16 protein-coding genes, 1 tRNA gene and 1 pseudogene are annotated in these 13,760 nt (G+C 34.0%); 10 read left to right on the top strand and 8 right to left on the bottom strand.

Annotation, left to right across the window (positions count from 1 at the left end):
- Window positions 1-574, top strand: a 574-nt coding sequence (locus tag AOG55_RS09525; protein WP_162216776.1) for a hypothetical protein, incomplete at its 5' end; no start/stop codon positions are given.
- On the opposite strand, the gene AOG55_RS07915 is transcribed toward AOG55_RS09525, so the two are convergent.
- From AOG55_RS07915 to AOG55_RS07905, 3 genes and pseudogenes are all read right to left on the bottom strand, one after another.
- Complete coding sequence (locus AOG55_RS07915; protein WP_048100891.1) at window positions 564-884, bottom strand: rhodanese-like domain-containing protein; 321 nt, start codon at window positions 882-884, stop codon at window positions 564-566. The two genes, AOG55_RS09525 and AOG55_RS07915, sit on opposite strands and share 11 nt — an antisense overlap.
- 113 nt (window positions 885-997) lie before the next feature.
- Window positions 998-1,082 (bottom strand) — tRNA-Leu (locus AOG55_RS07910).
- A gap of 85 nt (window positions 1,083-1,167) precedes the next feature.
- Window positions 1,168-1,908: pseudogene (locus tag AOG55_RS07905) on the bottom strand (endonuclease V); the annotation flags it as partial.
- Between the two features lie 175 nt (window positions 1,909-2,083).
- On the opposite strand from AOG55_RS07905, the gene AOG55_RS07900 reads away from it, so the two are divergent.
- Window positions 2,084-4,777 carry an MMPL family transporter gene (locus AOG55_RS07900; protein ID WP_055041144.1) on the top strand — a complete coding sequence of 898 codons (2,694 nt, stop codon included), beginning with the start codon at window positions 2,084-2,086 and terminating at the stop codon, window positions 4,775-4,777.
- A 26-nt stretch (window positions 4,778-4,803) separates the two neighbouring features.
- Window positions 4,804-5,028 (top strand): hypothetical protein, encoded by a 225-nt coding sequence (locus AOG55_RS07895; protein ID WP_048100893.1) that lies wholly within the window; start codon window positions 4,804-4,806, stop codon window positions 5,026-5,028.
- On the opposite strand, the gene AOG55_RS07890 is transcribed toward AOG55_RS07895, so the two are convergent.
- Window positions 5,025-5,303 carry a ribonuclease P protein component 4 gene (locus tag AOG55_RS07890; RefSeq protein WP_048100894.1) on the bottom strand — a complete coding sequence of 93 codons (279 nt, stop codon included), beginning with the start codon at window positions 5,301-5,303 and terminating at the stop codon, window positions 5,025-5,027. The two genes, AOG55_RS07895 and AOG55_RS07890, sit on opposite strands and share 4 nt — an antisense overlap.
- A gap of 41 nt (window positions 5,304-5,344) precedes the next feature.
- On the opposite strand from AOG55_RS07890, the gene AOG55_RS07885 reads away from it, so the two are divergent.
- A complete protein-coding gene (locus AOG55_RS07885) occupies window positions 5,345-6,016 on the top strand; it encodes a phosphoglycolate phosphatase (protein WP_048100895.1) in 672 nt (223 codons plus the stop codon).
- Here AOG55_RS07885 and AOG55_RS07880 read toward each other — a convergent pair.
- The gene (locus tag AOG55_RS07880; RefSeq protein ID WP_055041143.1) at window positions 6,009-7,238 is read right to left on the bottom strand and encodes a dihydroorotase; all 1,230 of its coding nucleotides are present in this window, start codon (window positions 7,236-7,238) and stop codon (window positions 6,009-6,011) included. The two genes, AOG55_RS07885 and AOG55_RS07880, sit on opposite strands and share 8 nt — an antisense overlap.
- 86 nt (window positions 7,239-7,324) lie before the next feature.
- Here AOG55_RS07880 and AOG55_RS07875 point away from each other — a divergent pair, with 86 nt between their 5' ends.
- Both AOG55_RS07875 and AOG55_RS07870 read left to right on the top strand, forming a co-directional pair.
- Window positions 7,325-8,401 carry an aminopeptidase P family protein gene (locus AOG55_RS07875; RefSeq protein WP_055041142.1) on the top strand — a complete coding sequence of 359 codons (1,077 nt, stop codon included), beginning with the start codon at window positions 7,325-7,327 and terminating at the stop codon, window positions 8,399-8,401.
- Window position 8,402: 1 nt separating this feature from the next.
- Window positions 8,403-9,395 carry a hypothetical protein gene (locus tag AOG55_RS07870; RefSeq protein WP_055041141.1) on the top strand — a complete coding sequence of 331 codons (993 nt, stop codon included), beginning with the start codon at window positions 8,403-8,405 and terminating at the stop codon, window positions 9,393-9,395.
- Here AOG55_RS07870 and AOG55_RS07865 read toward each other — a convergent pair.
- Together AOG55_RS07865 and AOG55_RS07860 are read right to left on the bottom strand one after the other, a co-directional pair.
- Window positions 9,390-9,638 (bottom strand): signal recognition particle subunit SRP19/SEC65 family protein, encoded by a 249-nt coding sequence (locus AOG55_RS07865; RefSeq protein ID WP_048100898.1) that lies wholly within the window; start codon window positions 9,636-9,638, stop codon window positions 9,390-9,392. The two genes, AOG55_RS07870 and AOG55_RS07865, sit on opposite strands and share 6 nt — an antisense overlap.
- Window positions 9,635-10,015, bottom strand: coding sequence for a 30S ribosomal protein S8e (locus AOG55_RS07860; RefSeq protein ID WP_048100899.1), 381 nt, complete (start codon window positions 10,013-10,015; stop codon window positions 9,635-9,637). Before AOG55_RS07860 ends, AOG55_RS07865 begins: the two co-directional genes overlap by 4 nt.
- A gap of 93 nt (window positions 10,016-10,108) precedes the next feature.
- Here AOG55_RS07860 and AOG55_RS07855 point away from each other — a divergent pair, with 93 nt between their 5' ends.
- Together AOG55_RS07855 and AOG55_RS07850 are read left to right on the top strand one after the other, a co-directional pair.
- Window positions 10,109-10,672: a GMP synthase subunit A gene (locus tag AOG55_RS07855; protein WP_055041140.1), complete on the top strand. Its 564-nt coding sequence runs from the start codon at window positions 10,109-10,111 to the stop codon at window positions 10,670-10,672.
- A 23-nt stretch (window positions 10,673-10,695) separates the two neighbouring features.
- Entirely contained in the window at window positions 10,696-11,436 is a 741-nt protein-coding gene (locus tag AOG55_RS07850) for a tRNA (adenine-N1)-methyltransferase (protein WP_052656654.1), read from the top strand.
- A 1-nt stretch (window position 11,437) separates the two neighbouring features.
- Here the strand turns inward: AOG55_RS07850 and AOG55_RS07845 are convergent, their stop codons facing one another.
- Complete coding sequence (locus AOG55_RS07845; protein ID WP_054964441.1) at window positions 11,438-12,355, bottom strand: transcription initiation factor IIB; 918 nt, start codon at window positions 12,353-12,355, stop codon at window positions 11,438-11,440.
- Window positions 12,356-12,580: 225 nt separating this feature from the next.
- Here AOG55_RS07845 and AOG55_RS07840 point away from each other — a divergent pair, with 225 nt between their 5' ends.
- On the top strand, window positions 12,581-12,793 hold the full coding sequence (locus tag AOG55_RS07840; RefSeq protein WP_048100902.1) for an H/ACA ribonucleoprotein complex subunit GAR1: 213 nt from the start codon (window positions 12,581-12,583) through the stop codon (window positions 12,791-12,793).
- 9 nt (window positions 12,794-12,802) lie between these two features.
- Entirely contained in the window at window positions 12,803-13,744 is a 942-nt protein-coding gene (locus AOG55_RS07835) for a transcription initiation factor IIB (RefSeq protein WP_054963874.1), read from the top strand.
- Window positions 13,745-13,760: the final 16 nt, after the last annotated feature.

The following is a 13,760-nucleotide window of genomic DNA, read 5'->3' as shown; positions in this document are numbered from 1 at the left end:
TTTTTTTATGTTATTTCCAGAATTTAAGATAAATACTGGATTTTTGTTAACCCTTGCACTGCTAATTGACATTGTTCTGATTATACATGGTATTACCTCCAGTTCATTCGCGGGCGTCATTGGATCCTTTGTATCCTCAGCGGGAACATCATTATTTGAATTTCTTTTAATTACATACACCTTAATATATTCGGTATCATACAAAATAGCTTTTTACACTGTTGGGCTTGAATACTCAGATAATCTTAAAAATTTAATCGAGTACGGTGGTGAGAGCAATACAATATTTTCAATTTTACCTCCGGGAAACGCCCATATAATCTTGTATTTATTTTCAATATCACTGGCAGCATCAATAATCTGGCTGTATGTAAATTCTAGATTTAGGGACAGCTCCATAGGCTCCTATTCCATATTATTTGGCATTTTATTTGGATATATATTTTTTGTATTAATAACATACCTTGCAAAATATAAAATTCAGTTTTTATTTATGTCCATAATAATAATTTTAATGCTTATAATTATTTCAAGATCCAACCGTACCTCAAGAAAAATTAATATTAATCATTAACAATCTCATAATCCTGCATTTCCCATCCGTAAATTCCATTATAAAGATTAAAAATGTTTTTATAACCGTTTTCTTCCAGAAATTTTGCCGCATAAAGGCTTCTGTGGCCGGAACTGCAAACAAGAATTATTTTTTTATTTTCATATTTTTTTAATAAATCAGGATTATTAAAGATATCAAATACCGGAATTAAAATAGAATTTTTTATATGGCCATACTCATATTCAAACGGTTCCCTGACATCAATTATTACTGCATCATCATTATTTAACATTTCATTTAATTCCTGTGGAATTATCTGATATACCATGGAAATAAATTTAAAAAAAATATTTAATCTTTGAATTATGAATTAAACTACAAATTATTTTTATCTATCATGTAATATTTTATGAAACAGCCTCATTTATATTATATCAAAAATGCGGAGAGGGGGATTCGAACCCCCGAATCCCTGCGGAAATGGACCCTGAATCCATCGCCTTTGTCCTGTCTCGGCAATCTCCGCTTTTTCTAAATTTTACTGTTTCATTATGCGCCATCTGAAGTATTTGCGGATATTTACCGTTTCCAATAGACTTTATGTATTCCACAGATTTTTCTAGGCCAATTTTGTTTCCAGGGCTTACTATTGTTCTTTTATTTACCTGATAACCCAATGGTTTATTGTTATAATAAATATAATTGTTTCCAATATCGCCAAGCAGCAATGATTTTGCCACCCCAATGGTTTGCTTATTAAACAGCACACCATAAAAGGTTGCAAGTCCACACATTCTTGGATGCAGTATTCCATTACCATCAATCAGGATAATTCCATCAAAATCTCTAACAAGATTTTCTATATACGGTGTTTCATGATATCCAAGATATCCAGGGATATAGGGAAATTTAGATTCTTCTTTAAAGTATCTAACAACAATATTATCACCCTCCTTTATAACCATGGCACCATAACCATATCTGCCAACATATGAAACATCCACTGCCGCAACACTCTTTGGTATCTCATAATCATTTGTATCTATATGTCCTGAAATTTTGTTTTGTTCCATCATTAATTTTTTCAATGGGTAATCGGACTTAAAGTCCCTGAATACGAGCTTATTGAAATTATCTATCTTACCATTAATTACATTTATACCATCATTTTTAAGCCTTCTAATTTTTTCCTCTGCACCAAGGGCATAATTGCCTGCAGTACCATCTGAATAAACTATTTTATAGCAGGGATATTTATCAGGGTAATTATTTAGGGAAAGCATGTATCCAACAGCCCTTGCAGAAATTTTATCACCAAGTGCAACGGCAAGATCACCGTATGTGCTTACCATGCCATCAGGAATCTGTAAAAGCAGGTTATATAGATATGAGTATAAATCTATTTTTGTATAATTCATTAATTTAACATATTTTCCATGCATTTTAATTTTTTGAATATATTAAAAATTCGGTTAAAAAAATGTTTATTAATAAACTTTAAATTTTTTGATTTAATTCGGTACCATAATGTTGGAAAAATCATTCATGAGACTTGGTAAATTCTCTCAAAGAAATAAAAAGAAGATTCTGGTAATATGGATAGTCCTCTTTATATTGATGCTTCCTGCTGCAACGTTGCTTTTTACAGATACATCATACAATGTTTCAAGTTCAATTGTTACAAAGAATTCACCTGCATATGAGGCAAATAAATTGTTAACAGATCAGTTTGGGGGTTCTACAGACCCTGAAATTTTGATTGTTGCAAACAATACAAACTTAAATAATTCTCAAAATGTTAAAAATTTAATTAATTTCCAGGATAATGTATCTAATTATCTAAAATCCACGAATATAGGTTACACAAATACAACCAGTATATTCACAGTAGAGAATTCAACACTTTATTCATTTTCAAAGGAGATTAAGGGTCTTGAAAATGGCATTTATGATTTAAATACGCTTGTGTTATCGTTAAACCTTAAGGGAGAAAACTCAACTAAAATAGCCCAGAATTCCACATTTTCTGCCGGGTTTAATAAAATATTTACTGAGGTGGGTGTAAGCAATTTAAGTTTTATAGATAATGCCATATCGGAATTTAACCATACCAAAAGTATTTCAAAGACATCCCTTTATCTTGCAGTTGATTATTCATACAATTCAAGCATAAACATTACCAAGGGAAACCCATACCTAAAAATAAATGATGATTATTACAGGCCATATTTATATGAACTTAATAATACAACCAGTTTAATGCCGCTGGTAACATCAACAATAGAAAATAATTCATATAACCATTATCCTGTTTTACCCTCATCATATTCCTCTTCATCACTATTAAGCCCATCAAATAATACTGCAATTCTTATATTCCATTATAATGGTAATTTAACAGTTGCAGAACAGAATCATATAACATCAATAGAAAATAAGTATGAAAAAATTATACCTGGAAGCAGTTATTACCTTGCGGGCACAACTGTTTCAAATGACCAGCTTGCCAGCCAGATCCAGAGTGGCATGATAATCGCATTATTAATAGGTATTGTAATATCCATAATTATAGTTGGGCTTTACTTCAGATCAATTGTTGCCGCATTTGTTCCATTTTTAATCTTCCTGTTATCTGCAGTGGTGAGTGGTGGAATCAACGGTTTAATATATAAATACATTTTCGATAAAAAAATATCATTTATAACGCCAACACTGCTATTAATACTTATTCTTGGAATTGCATCGGATTATTCAGCATACATACTGTCAAGATACAGATCTGAAAGAAGAAAGGGAAATAAAAATGCGATACCAGAATCAGCCAAATGGGCCGGTCAGGCAGTATTTACATCCGGTGCAACAGTTGCATTATCATACGTTGTTCTATGGGTTTCAAATATACCGCTATTCAGTGATGCCGGTTTTACCAATGCAATCTCAGCTGTAATTACCATAATAGCGGCAAATACATTTTTAATAGCCCTTATGGCACAGTTAAAGGACAGAATATTTTATCCCGCCAAAATTAAGGAGGGTTCAAAACTTCCATTTGAGCATTCCATGGAGAAGGTTGCCAATTTTACAATTAAAAATAAAAAGAAGATATTTGTAATATTTGTGGTTGTAACATTTGCATCCCTTGCACTTTATGCCGAGACGCCAACAAACATGGATGTATTTACCCTCCTGCCACCAAGCAGTGGAATACAATCACTGGTTGTTGTAAACAATTCGTTCCATTATGATTTGTTTGATCCTGCGTATATAATTTTAAATTTTACATCCCCATTAGTAATACATAAAAATAATACATATTATTATAATACAACAGAATATAATCAGATACTGTCAATAGAGCATAATCTTTCAAGCTCAGGTTATGTTTCTGACATATACGGAATAGGTTCTCCATTTGGCCAGACTGTGAATTTAACATCTAAAGGTGCATTAGGTGCATTAAATGTTTCACCTGCATATTCCAAGGATTATGCAAGCGCAACAAACTCATATATAGGTAATAATTCTCACTATGCAGAGATAGTTATATATCTTTCAAATATAGCCTGGAGCCCACAGTCCACATCATTTCTTAAAAGTATAGAATCAAAATATTCATCAGGTTCTGACTATAAGGGTTATGCAGGTGGTTTAACAGAGTATCTTAATAATGCATATTCATTTACATCATCCTCCTTCAGCAAGATGGTGCCAATACTTGGTGTGGCTATATTCATAATATTATTAATACAGCTCGGATCCGCATTTACACCATTAAGGCTCATACTAATGGTGATGGCGGCCGTAATTATGTCACTTGTAATAACATATATCATATTCTTTTACATACTTCATTTACCATTAATTATCTTCCTGCCATTATTTGTATTTATAACCCTGCTGGCTGTGGGCCTTGATTATGATATATTTATGGTTACAAAGGTCAGGGAAAATGTTTTAAACGGCATGACCAATGATGATGGAATAAAAAACAGTATCATTGAAAGTGGTGGGGTTATTATGACCCTTGGTTCATTATTATTCGCAACATTTGGTGCATTATATTTCAGCGGAATACCCATAATGCAGGAAATAGGTGTAGGTCTATCACTCGGAGTGCTTGTTGATACCTTTGTCAGCTGGATGTTCTTTGTTCCAAGCGTTATGCTGTTCCTTGATAAGTACAACTGGTGGCCATCAAAAATGAGACAAACGGAAAAATAATATATACAATGCTATATTTAGGTACTATGAAAACATTCCTTAAAGTGATATTCAACAGCGAGGGTACAAAACCCAGTGAAATAGTGGATAGATTAAGGTCACTGGGATTTTCGTTAATAAAAGGAGAACAGGATATGGTATACAACTGGCCCGACTCTGCAACCGCCGAGGATGCCATATGGTTTGCCGATAAAATTCAGGCAACCCTGCAGGGTTTTAAGGTCTATTTTGAACTGGAAACAGTGGATTAATTTTTTATAGGTATTCTTCTTACATCTCCACAGTTCGGGCACGTTATAATCACCAGTCCATTTTTAATTCTAATTCTTTCATTCTTATATGGCAGTTTGCATTTTTTACAGTATGATTTTTTTATATATACTGGTAGTGTGATATCCATCCTTTTTGCAATTCTTTCCATGAGTATAATATATCTTTTAGAATAATATTCATTGGAAATAAGTGATAAATTATATAATTTATTTATTCTATCCATGGCAATTCTATTTAATTTTTGATCTTTCATCTTATTATAAATGTTTATAAATTTTATAAATATTACCAAAAATGATAAGGCTTGTTGTGCTTGATGTTGATGGGACCCTCACAGACAGGGAAAGAAGAATATCAACAGATGCAATAATAAATATCAGAAGGGCTGTGAATTCTGGAGTCCTTATATCATTTGTTAGTGGAAATGCATTACCGGTTATGTTTGGATTAAAAACATTCATAGGCACAAATGCACCGGTATTTGGTGAAAACGGTGGCATAGTGCTTATTAATGATACCATTAAGACATTCTTTAGCAAGGAAAAATGTGATAAATTCCTTGATGAGATATCAAAAACAACAAGTGCAAGGCCCATGTTTACAAACATCTGGAGGCAAACATCATCGGCATTTACAATGGATGAAAAAGACTATGAATTCATATCAAAGGAGGCTGAAAAGCGGGATTTATACATTGTGAATAGCAAATTTACATGGCATGTCATGAATAAGGGCCAGGATAAGGCATATGCCGTTAATTTCCTTAAGGAATATTATAATTATGATTACAAGGAGATACTGGTTATGGGAGATTCTGACAATGATTTAAGCATGTTTGATCTCCCTGTTAAAAAAGCAGCACCTGCCAATGCATCAGAAAACATAAAGGAAAAAAGTGAGTATGTATCAGAATTTGCCTATGGCGCCCAGGTGGGTGATGTCTTTAAATACTTTGGCATCATTTAAGCTCCTTTATATATTTTCCAGTATGATCCTCTATTATTTCTCTTGAAGATACAATTTTTATACCCCTCATGATTACCTCATCCGGGAATATTACATCAAAGCCATTAAAGGGTGATTCTGGATTTTTTGAGTGGAGCCTGTAATCGTTGAGCCTCTCCATTGAGGTAAAATCAACAGTCATAAAATCTGCATAATTGCCTATTTTTATCTCACCCTTTTTTATATTAAATATTTTTGCAGGATTATATATCGCAGTTTTTATGAATACATCCATGGATAAGACCTTTTTCTGTATTAATGCAAGCATTAGTGGAATCCTGGTTTCAACCCCTATTATACCGGCTGGTGCATATTCAAAATCCGCCTTCTCATTCTGTGTATGCGGTGCGTGGTCGGATGATAAAATATCATAGCTTCCTGATATATATTCATCGAGTAAAAGGCCCTGAAGTTCGCGGCTTCTTAATGGGGGATTTACCTTTCCATAAGAACCAAGATCCATTTCATCATTGAGCATCAGGTGATGCGGTGTTACCTCCCTTAAATATTGCGTTTTTATATTATGTGTTAGGTGTGCTATTATTCCATTTTTAAATCCCATTTTGCTGGCAGTGCTAACTGCAGAATCCTCGCATTCTGGCGGCCTGGATTTATTATACTCCATCAGGTTTTTTGCCTCAATATGATTTTTTTGGAGGCATACAGGATCCTCCGCATGGAATACAACCGGTATTTTAAGATCATTTATTCCATTAATATCACTGGCATTATAATTATTTAGTCCACTGGCATTTGTTGTGCTTCCCATGTATATTTTTATTCCAGAGGAATCCTTATCAATGATATCAAGGTTATTTCCAGTGAACATCGAATAAAGGCCAAAATCCGAGTATGCCTTTCTGCGGACTATTTCAAGTTTATCCCTGTATGCAGAATAATTGTCAATTTTTATTTTATTATTGGGCATATCAAATATTGTTGTTGTACCTCCTGCAATGGCTGAGATGGTGCCTGTTCTAAAATCCTCCTTTTCGGTTTCACCAGGGTCCCTGAAGTGAACATGTATATCTGTGCCTGCAGGAATGACTGCATGGCGCAATATTTCCCTTTTAAAATTAATATGCTTTTTTATTTCTGATATTTTTCCATCACATACACCTATATCAAGATCCTGAAACTGCCCATTATAATAAAATTTTCCTGAAAATACTTTATCGTACATTATATATGTAAATGTATGGCTTATATTTAATATTATTAATCATTTGTTAATCGAAATTATTATATCTAAAATTAAGATAAATAATAATGAAAAGTGAGAGAATATTTGATTACGTCAGGGATGTTGACACGGCACTTATAATAAATGGCGGGGAAAACCAGATAGATAAAACATTCTTTTATATTACCGGTGCAAAAAGCGGTATATTTGAGGGTTCAGCATTATTTATCAGGCCTGATGAGGTAAAAATTATCACATCAGAGCTGGAGGAACAGGCTGCAAGAGAAACAGGCTATGACGTAATTATATTTAAAACAAGGGATGAATTTAACGAGATTATCAAAAAAATTTTTGAAAACCATACAAATATAGGCATCAACTATTCAGCAGTTTCACTGGAACAGTATAAAAACATTCTTAAAATTATTCCAGATAAGGAATTTATAGACATATCGCAGTCCATACTTGAGGCAAGAAAAATAAAGGAGGATGATGAGATATCAAAGATAAGGGAGGCCGCAAAAATAGCCAGCGATTCTCTTGAGGACGTAATACCAAAAATTAGGGAGGGCATGACAGAAATAGAACTGGCCGCAGAGGTGGTTTATGCCATGATGAAAAACGGCGCATCAGGAGAATCATTTAGCACAATAGTTGCATTTGGTAAAAATTCATCCATGCCCCATTATTTTCCAGGAAAAACAAAATTAAAAAAGGGCGATTTTGTTTTAATAGATTACGGTGCTGTTTATCAGAGGTACTGCTCCGATACAACAAGAACAATGGTTTTTGGGAGGGCCAGTGAAGAGCAGAAGGAAATATATGAAATTGTTAAAAGGGCACAGCATGAGAGCATGATAAAAATAAAGGAGAATGTAAATGGCCGCGATATAGATAAAATAGCCCGTGATATTATAGACTCCACAAAGTATAAGGGTAGATTTATACATTCACTGGGCCATGGGGTTGGTTTGGACGTCCACGATCATGCAGCACTATCACCATCCTATGATTTTGTCCTAAAGAGCAATATGGTGGTTACCGATGAACCGGGCATATACGTACCCGATGTTGGTGGGGTCAGAATAGAGGATGATGTTCTCGTTAAAAAGGACGGTTATGAGCAGCTTACAACATCAACAAAGGATTTAATAGAATTATAAAATGATAACAGATAAATTTTTTGTTGATTATGATTACGTGTCATCACCGGAAAACATAAATACTGCAGCCAATTCCCTGTCAGACAGGAAGCCCATGCTTCTGGCACTGGAATATATAAAAAATATAGTTAAAAAATATGCTGATAAAAACAGGTACAATCAGGTGCTCGACCTTAAAAGTTTTGGCATAGCACTATGGATGATTAAATTAATCAACCAGAGAAATTTAACATCCAGATTTATAATAGAACAGAGGGACGTATTTGAAAATGAGATATTGAGGCTTATCAAAAATGATATCGAGTCATTTATAGATTACTGTCATAGGGCCAAAATAAATGTATTTGTATCAAATAATATTATTAAAATCCCATTTAATTTTTTTATCACATATAATAAAAAAATATCCGGATTTAAATACAGGTTAATATACCAGAAAATGGAAAATGGACTTATAATAGTGGATGAGGGTCAGATTGCCCATCTTTTAAGGGAAAACTTTGTTGAAAAAATTAATATTATATACAATTCTATAAACATTGATCAGGCCGCACAGATATTTAAAAGTTATCAATCTGAAATAAACTTAATTAGAGATGAATTTATAAAAATAAATGCAAAAAACGAAATGAAGCTTGGAGATGTGGATTTTACAAAATTTCCGCCATGTATTATTGAATATTTAAATGAAATAAGGGATAACCAGAACCTGCCACATCTTGCCAGATTTACGCTTGTAAGCTTTCTGCATTCAATTGGTATGTCAAATGCTGATATGATAAATATATTTAGAAATGTGCCGGACTTTAATGAAAAAATGACCACGTATCAGGTTGAGCACATTACCGGAATAATCTCTGGAACAGAATACTCGCCGCCAAAATGTGTAACATTAAGATCAAATCATCTATGTTACATGGATGATGATCCACTTTGTAGAAAAATTAATCATCCGCTTGAATACTACAAAAAGAAAAAGTTCAGAAAATCATAATCTGTTTTCTATAATTTTTATTAATGTGCCCTTTTTTATGTTTCCATCAATAAGAAACATGCTTGTTTCTTCATAGGGTATTCTTGGATATTTACATTTTTTTATTTCATAGTTAAGGTTCATGGACTTTAAAATTGATTCAAGCCGGGAATCATTGTACCTTGTGGCCTTTTCACGGCTTATTCTCCTGCCAAGGCGCCTGCTAATATTTGGGTTAAAATACTGTGAATATAATGTTATCATTTCACAAGTACTGCATTTATCACGCCGTGCTGGCCTGGCCTGGATGTTATCATTGCATTTCCTATCTCCGTTGATATTACTGTACCCTTATTCATAATGTTCCTTTGCACATAATGCGGATCGGCATTATTTTCCTTAACTGTTATAATTTTAACCTTCTTTGTTGTTTTATCATCGGGATTGTATACATTTGCAAACTGTTCATTTAATAAAACAACCTTGGTATTGCCACCTAAAGTTCTTATTGTTTTTCTTTCAGTCTCACCAATTTTTGTTAATGATGGCTCCCTGCCAAGCTCGTATCTTCTTTTTGAATGGTTTCTCTTTAATTTTCCACCTGTAAATTTCTTTGTACCTTTACCTTGATATATTGTCATAAAAGGTTTATTATTTCAGGTTATATAAGTTTTTATAACAACAATTTAAAGATTATTGTACTATCTTTAAATACAACATTGAAATTTTGTGGTGTGAAAATAGGTGTAATAGATAATGGTGGACAGTGGACCCACCGTGAGTGGCGTGTCCTAAAATCATTTGAAGTAGATGCTGAGATATTCCCAAATACTGTTGATGATGAAAAATTAATAGACCTTGATGGACTAGTTCTATCAGGTGGTCCTGCAAGCATAGAATCTGAACTTTCAAAACTTGGAAATATTAAGCAGTATATTAATCATGATTATCCAATTTTTGGCATATGTGCAGGTGCCCAGTTCATTGCCTTAAATTCAGGCGGGAATGTATCAAAGGCAGTACATCCTGAATATGGCAAAAAGGAGGTTAATTTTTACAGTAAAGGCTCAATATTTTATGACATCCCTGAAAAAATGATAGTCTGGGAGAACCATAATGATGAGATTAAGTCCATCTCTGACGATTACATTATATGCGCCTCATCAGATACATGCAGGGTGCAGGCCTTTTATCATAAAAGCAGGGATATATTTGGTGTTCAGTTTCATCCTGAGGTTAATAATACTGAATATGGCACAGAAATTTTTAAAAATTTTATAGAAAGGTGTAAAAAATAAATATTTTAAAAATATAAACGTTTGTGTTTATTATTAAATCTGATGATTGTTACGGCCTTCTTGATATGGAGCAACATACTGCATATATTAAAAACGAAAGAATAAGCATACCCTTGAATTCTGTTTTTGAGCCCGGAGATACAATTAAATTAAGGAGTAAAACCTTTGTAATATTAAATCCTGATCCACAATTTTTTTATCGTATATCAGGCAGAAGGACACAGACAATACTTCCTGTTGATGCCGCCTATATAATATATACCGGATCCATAAATGGGAGTAAAAAAATTCTGGAATCCGGTGTTGGTACAGGCAATTTAAGCTATTCAATACTTAACTCAATAAATGCATCAGGAAAACTTGTTAGTGTTGATATAGATAAACAGAACATTGAAAACGCAAGGAAAAACGTTTATTCACTTATTAACCCGAATAACTGGGAGCTTATTAACGGCGATATTAAAACATTTAAAACCGAAGAATTATTTGACACAATTATACTTGATATGCCAGAACCATGGGAATGTGTTGATAATCTCAAAAATAATCTTAAATTTGGAGGATACTTTATAACATACTCACCAACCTTTAATCAGGCTGAAAAAAATGTTTTATCATTAAATAAGAATAACTTCACTGTTTTGGAAACCGTTGAATTAATAAAGCGTAACATACTTGTAAGGGAAAATGCAACAAGGCCTGATAATAATATTATAGGTCACACGGCATTTATTACCATTGCTGTAAAGCTAAATGTTTTATAATTTATTCATTCTGGTCAAAGCCAAGCATCCTGCTTATTTCCTTATATCTATTTCTTATGGTTACCTCTGTGACTCCGGATACCCTGGCAACATCCTTCTGTGTCCTTGATTTTCCGTTTTTTATTGCTGCTATGTATATTGCCGCTGCTGCAACACCTGTTGGTCCCTTTCCCATTGAAATGCCCGATTCCGATGCAAGCCTTATTATGTTTTCACTGTCTATTATAACCTTCTTGTCCAGGTCAAGTTTATTACAGAACTGTGAAACATATGAGTATGGAGTTGCGGGTTTAATATTTAATGCAAGTTCCTTTGCTAGATGCCGGTATGCCTTTCCAATTTTTTTCTTATTTACATATGATACCTTGGAGATCTCATCCAGCGTTCTTGGTATATTTACCATTCTGCATGCAGCATATATGGATGCACATACTATGCTTTCTATGCTTCTCCCCCTTATAAGATTCCTCTCCACGGCCTTTCTATATATTAATGCTGCTGTTTCCTTAATATCCTTTGGAATTCCAAGTTTTGTACCATCCTCATTCAGTATCTGCAATGCCATGGACAAATTTCTTTCGGCCGCATTGCTTACCCTAATTCTCTGGTGCCATTTTCTAACCCTGTAAATCTGGGCACGATTTTTATGTGGTATTCTCTTTCCGTAATAATCCTTGTTTGACCATGAAATCTCAGTGGCCAGCCCCTTATCATGGCTCATAAAGCTGCTTGGTGAGCCTGTCCTTGAACGTTTTTCATCCTGATCAGAATCAAATGACCTCCACTCAGGTCCCTGATCAATAATGGAATCCTCAATAACCATACCACAATCATAACAGGTTAATTCCCCTCTTTCATAATCCTTTACAAGATGATGTGAACCACATTCAGGACAAACTTTCACGTCGTCAACTTCCATTAAATACCACCCAAGATTTATATAATGCTTATTACTAAGAGTATTAAAAGTTTATTATATATGCAATAAAAATTTATTAAAATTATTTTTCCAATAAATAATTTATGAATCTTAGATAAGTGAGATATTACACAAATTTATACACTAATATTTTAATATAAAAAACCTAATTTTTAATAATCTTACGAAAAGTTTAAATATAAACTATGTATATAGTATGGTACAATGAAATATGAATGCCAAATAGTGCATAAAAGAAACAATGAGATATTGATACGGATTAATAATTGCCTTAGTTTACATGGTAAAATATATGATAGTAATGAAAAGGCTATTGGCAGGATAACCAGAATACTGGGACCCGTATCAAATCCGTATGCCCTCGCATATCTGGCATCCGTGGATTATTCCCCGGAAAAAGTATATGTAAAATGTTAGGTGATAAATATGGTTGATGAAAAGGAAAAGAAGAAAAATATATATGAGATAGATAAATGCCCGGAATGCGGTTCCTCACAGCTGGTCAGGGATTATGAGCGCGGGGAGCTCGTATGTTCAAACTGTGGTTTGGTTATTGATGACAGTTATATTGACGAGGGGCCAGAATGGAGGGCTTTTGATTCAGAGCAGTCAGAAAGCCGTGCCAGAACAGGCTCTCCAATGACATACACAATTCATGATAAGGGTTTATCAACCGATATATCATGGAAAAATAAGGATTCATATGGAAAATCAATTCCAACAAGGAACAGGGCACAGCTTTACAGATTAAGAAAGTGGCAGAAGAGAATTAAGGTCTCAAACGCAGCAGAGAGAAACCTATCACAGGCATTGCAGGAGCTTGAAAGAATGGCATCCAATCTTAGCATTCCAAACGATGTGCGGGAAACTGCAGCCGTTATTTACAGAAAGGCCGTTAAGCAGAATATGATCCGCGGCAGATCCATTGAGGGTGTTGTTGCAGGGTCAATATATGCCGCGTGCAGAATTACAAACGTCCCAAGAACCTTGGACGAGATAGCATCTGTTACAAGGGTAAAAAAGAAGGAAATTGGAAGAACATACAGAATCATGGCAAGGTATCTAAAACTAAATATACTTCCATCAAAGCCCGATGACTATGTAAACAGATTCTGCTCCAAGCTCAGATTATCAATGGAGGCAAGAAAGAGGGCAGAGGAAATTCTTAAAATGGCCGTGGACAACGATTTAACATCAGGTAAGGGCCCAACAGGTGTTGCAGCAGCGGCAATATACATAGCATCATTGATAACCGGTGAAAGAAGAACACAGAGAGCAATAGCTGAGGTTGCTGGTGTAACCGAGGTTACAATAAGGAACAGGTACAAGGAATTAACAGAAAAACTCAATTTAACAATTGAGGAATAAATTTATATTTTTAAAT

It is taken from the genome of Acidiplasma cupricumulans (genome assembly GCF_001402935.1).
Classification (GTDB): Archaea; Thermoplasmatota; Thermoplasmata; order Thermoplasmatales; family Thermoplasmataceae; genus Acidiplasma; species Acidiplasma aeolicum.
This window is presented reverse-complemented; position numbering and strand designations above follow the sequence as displayed.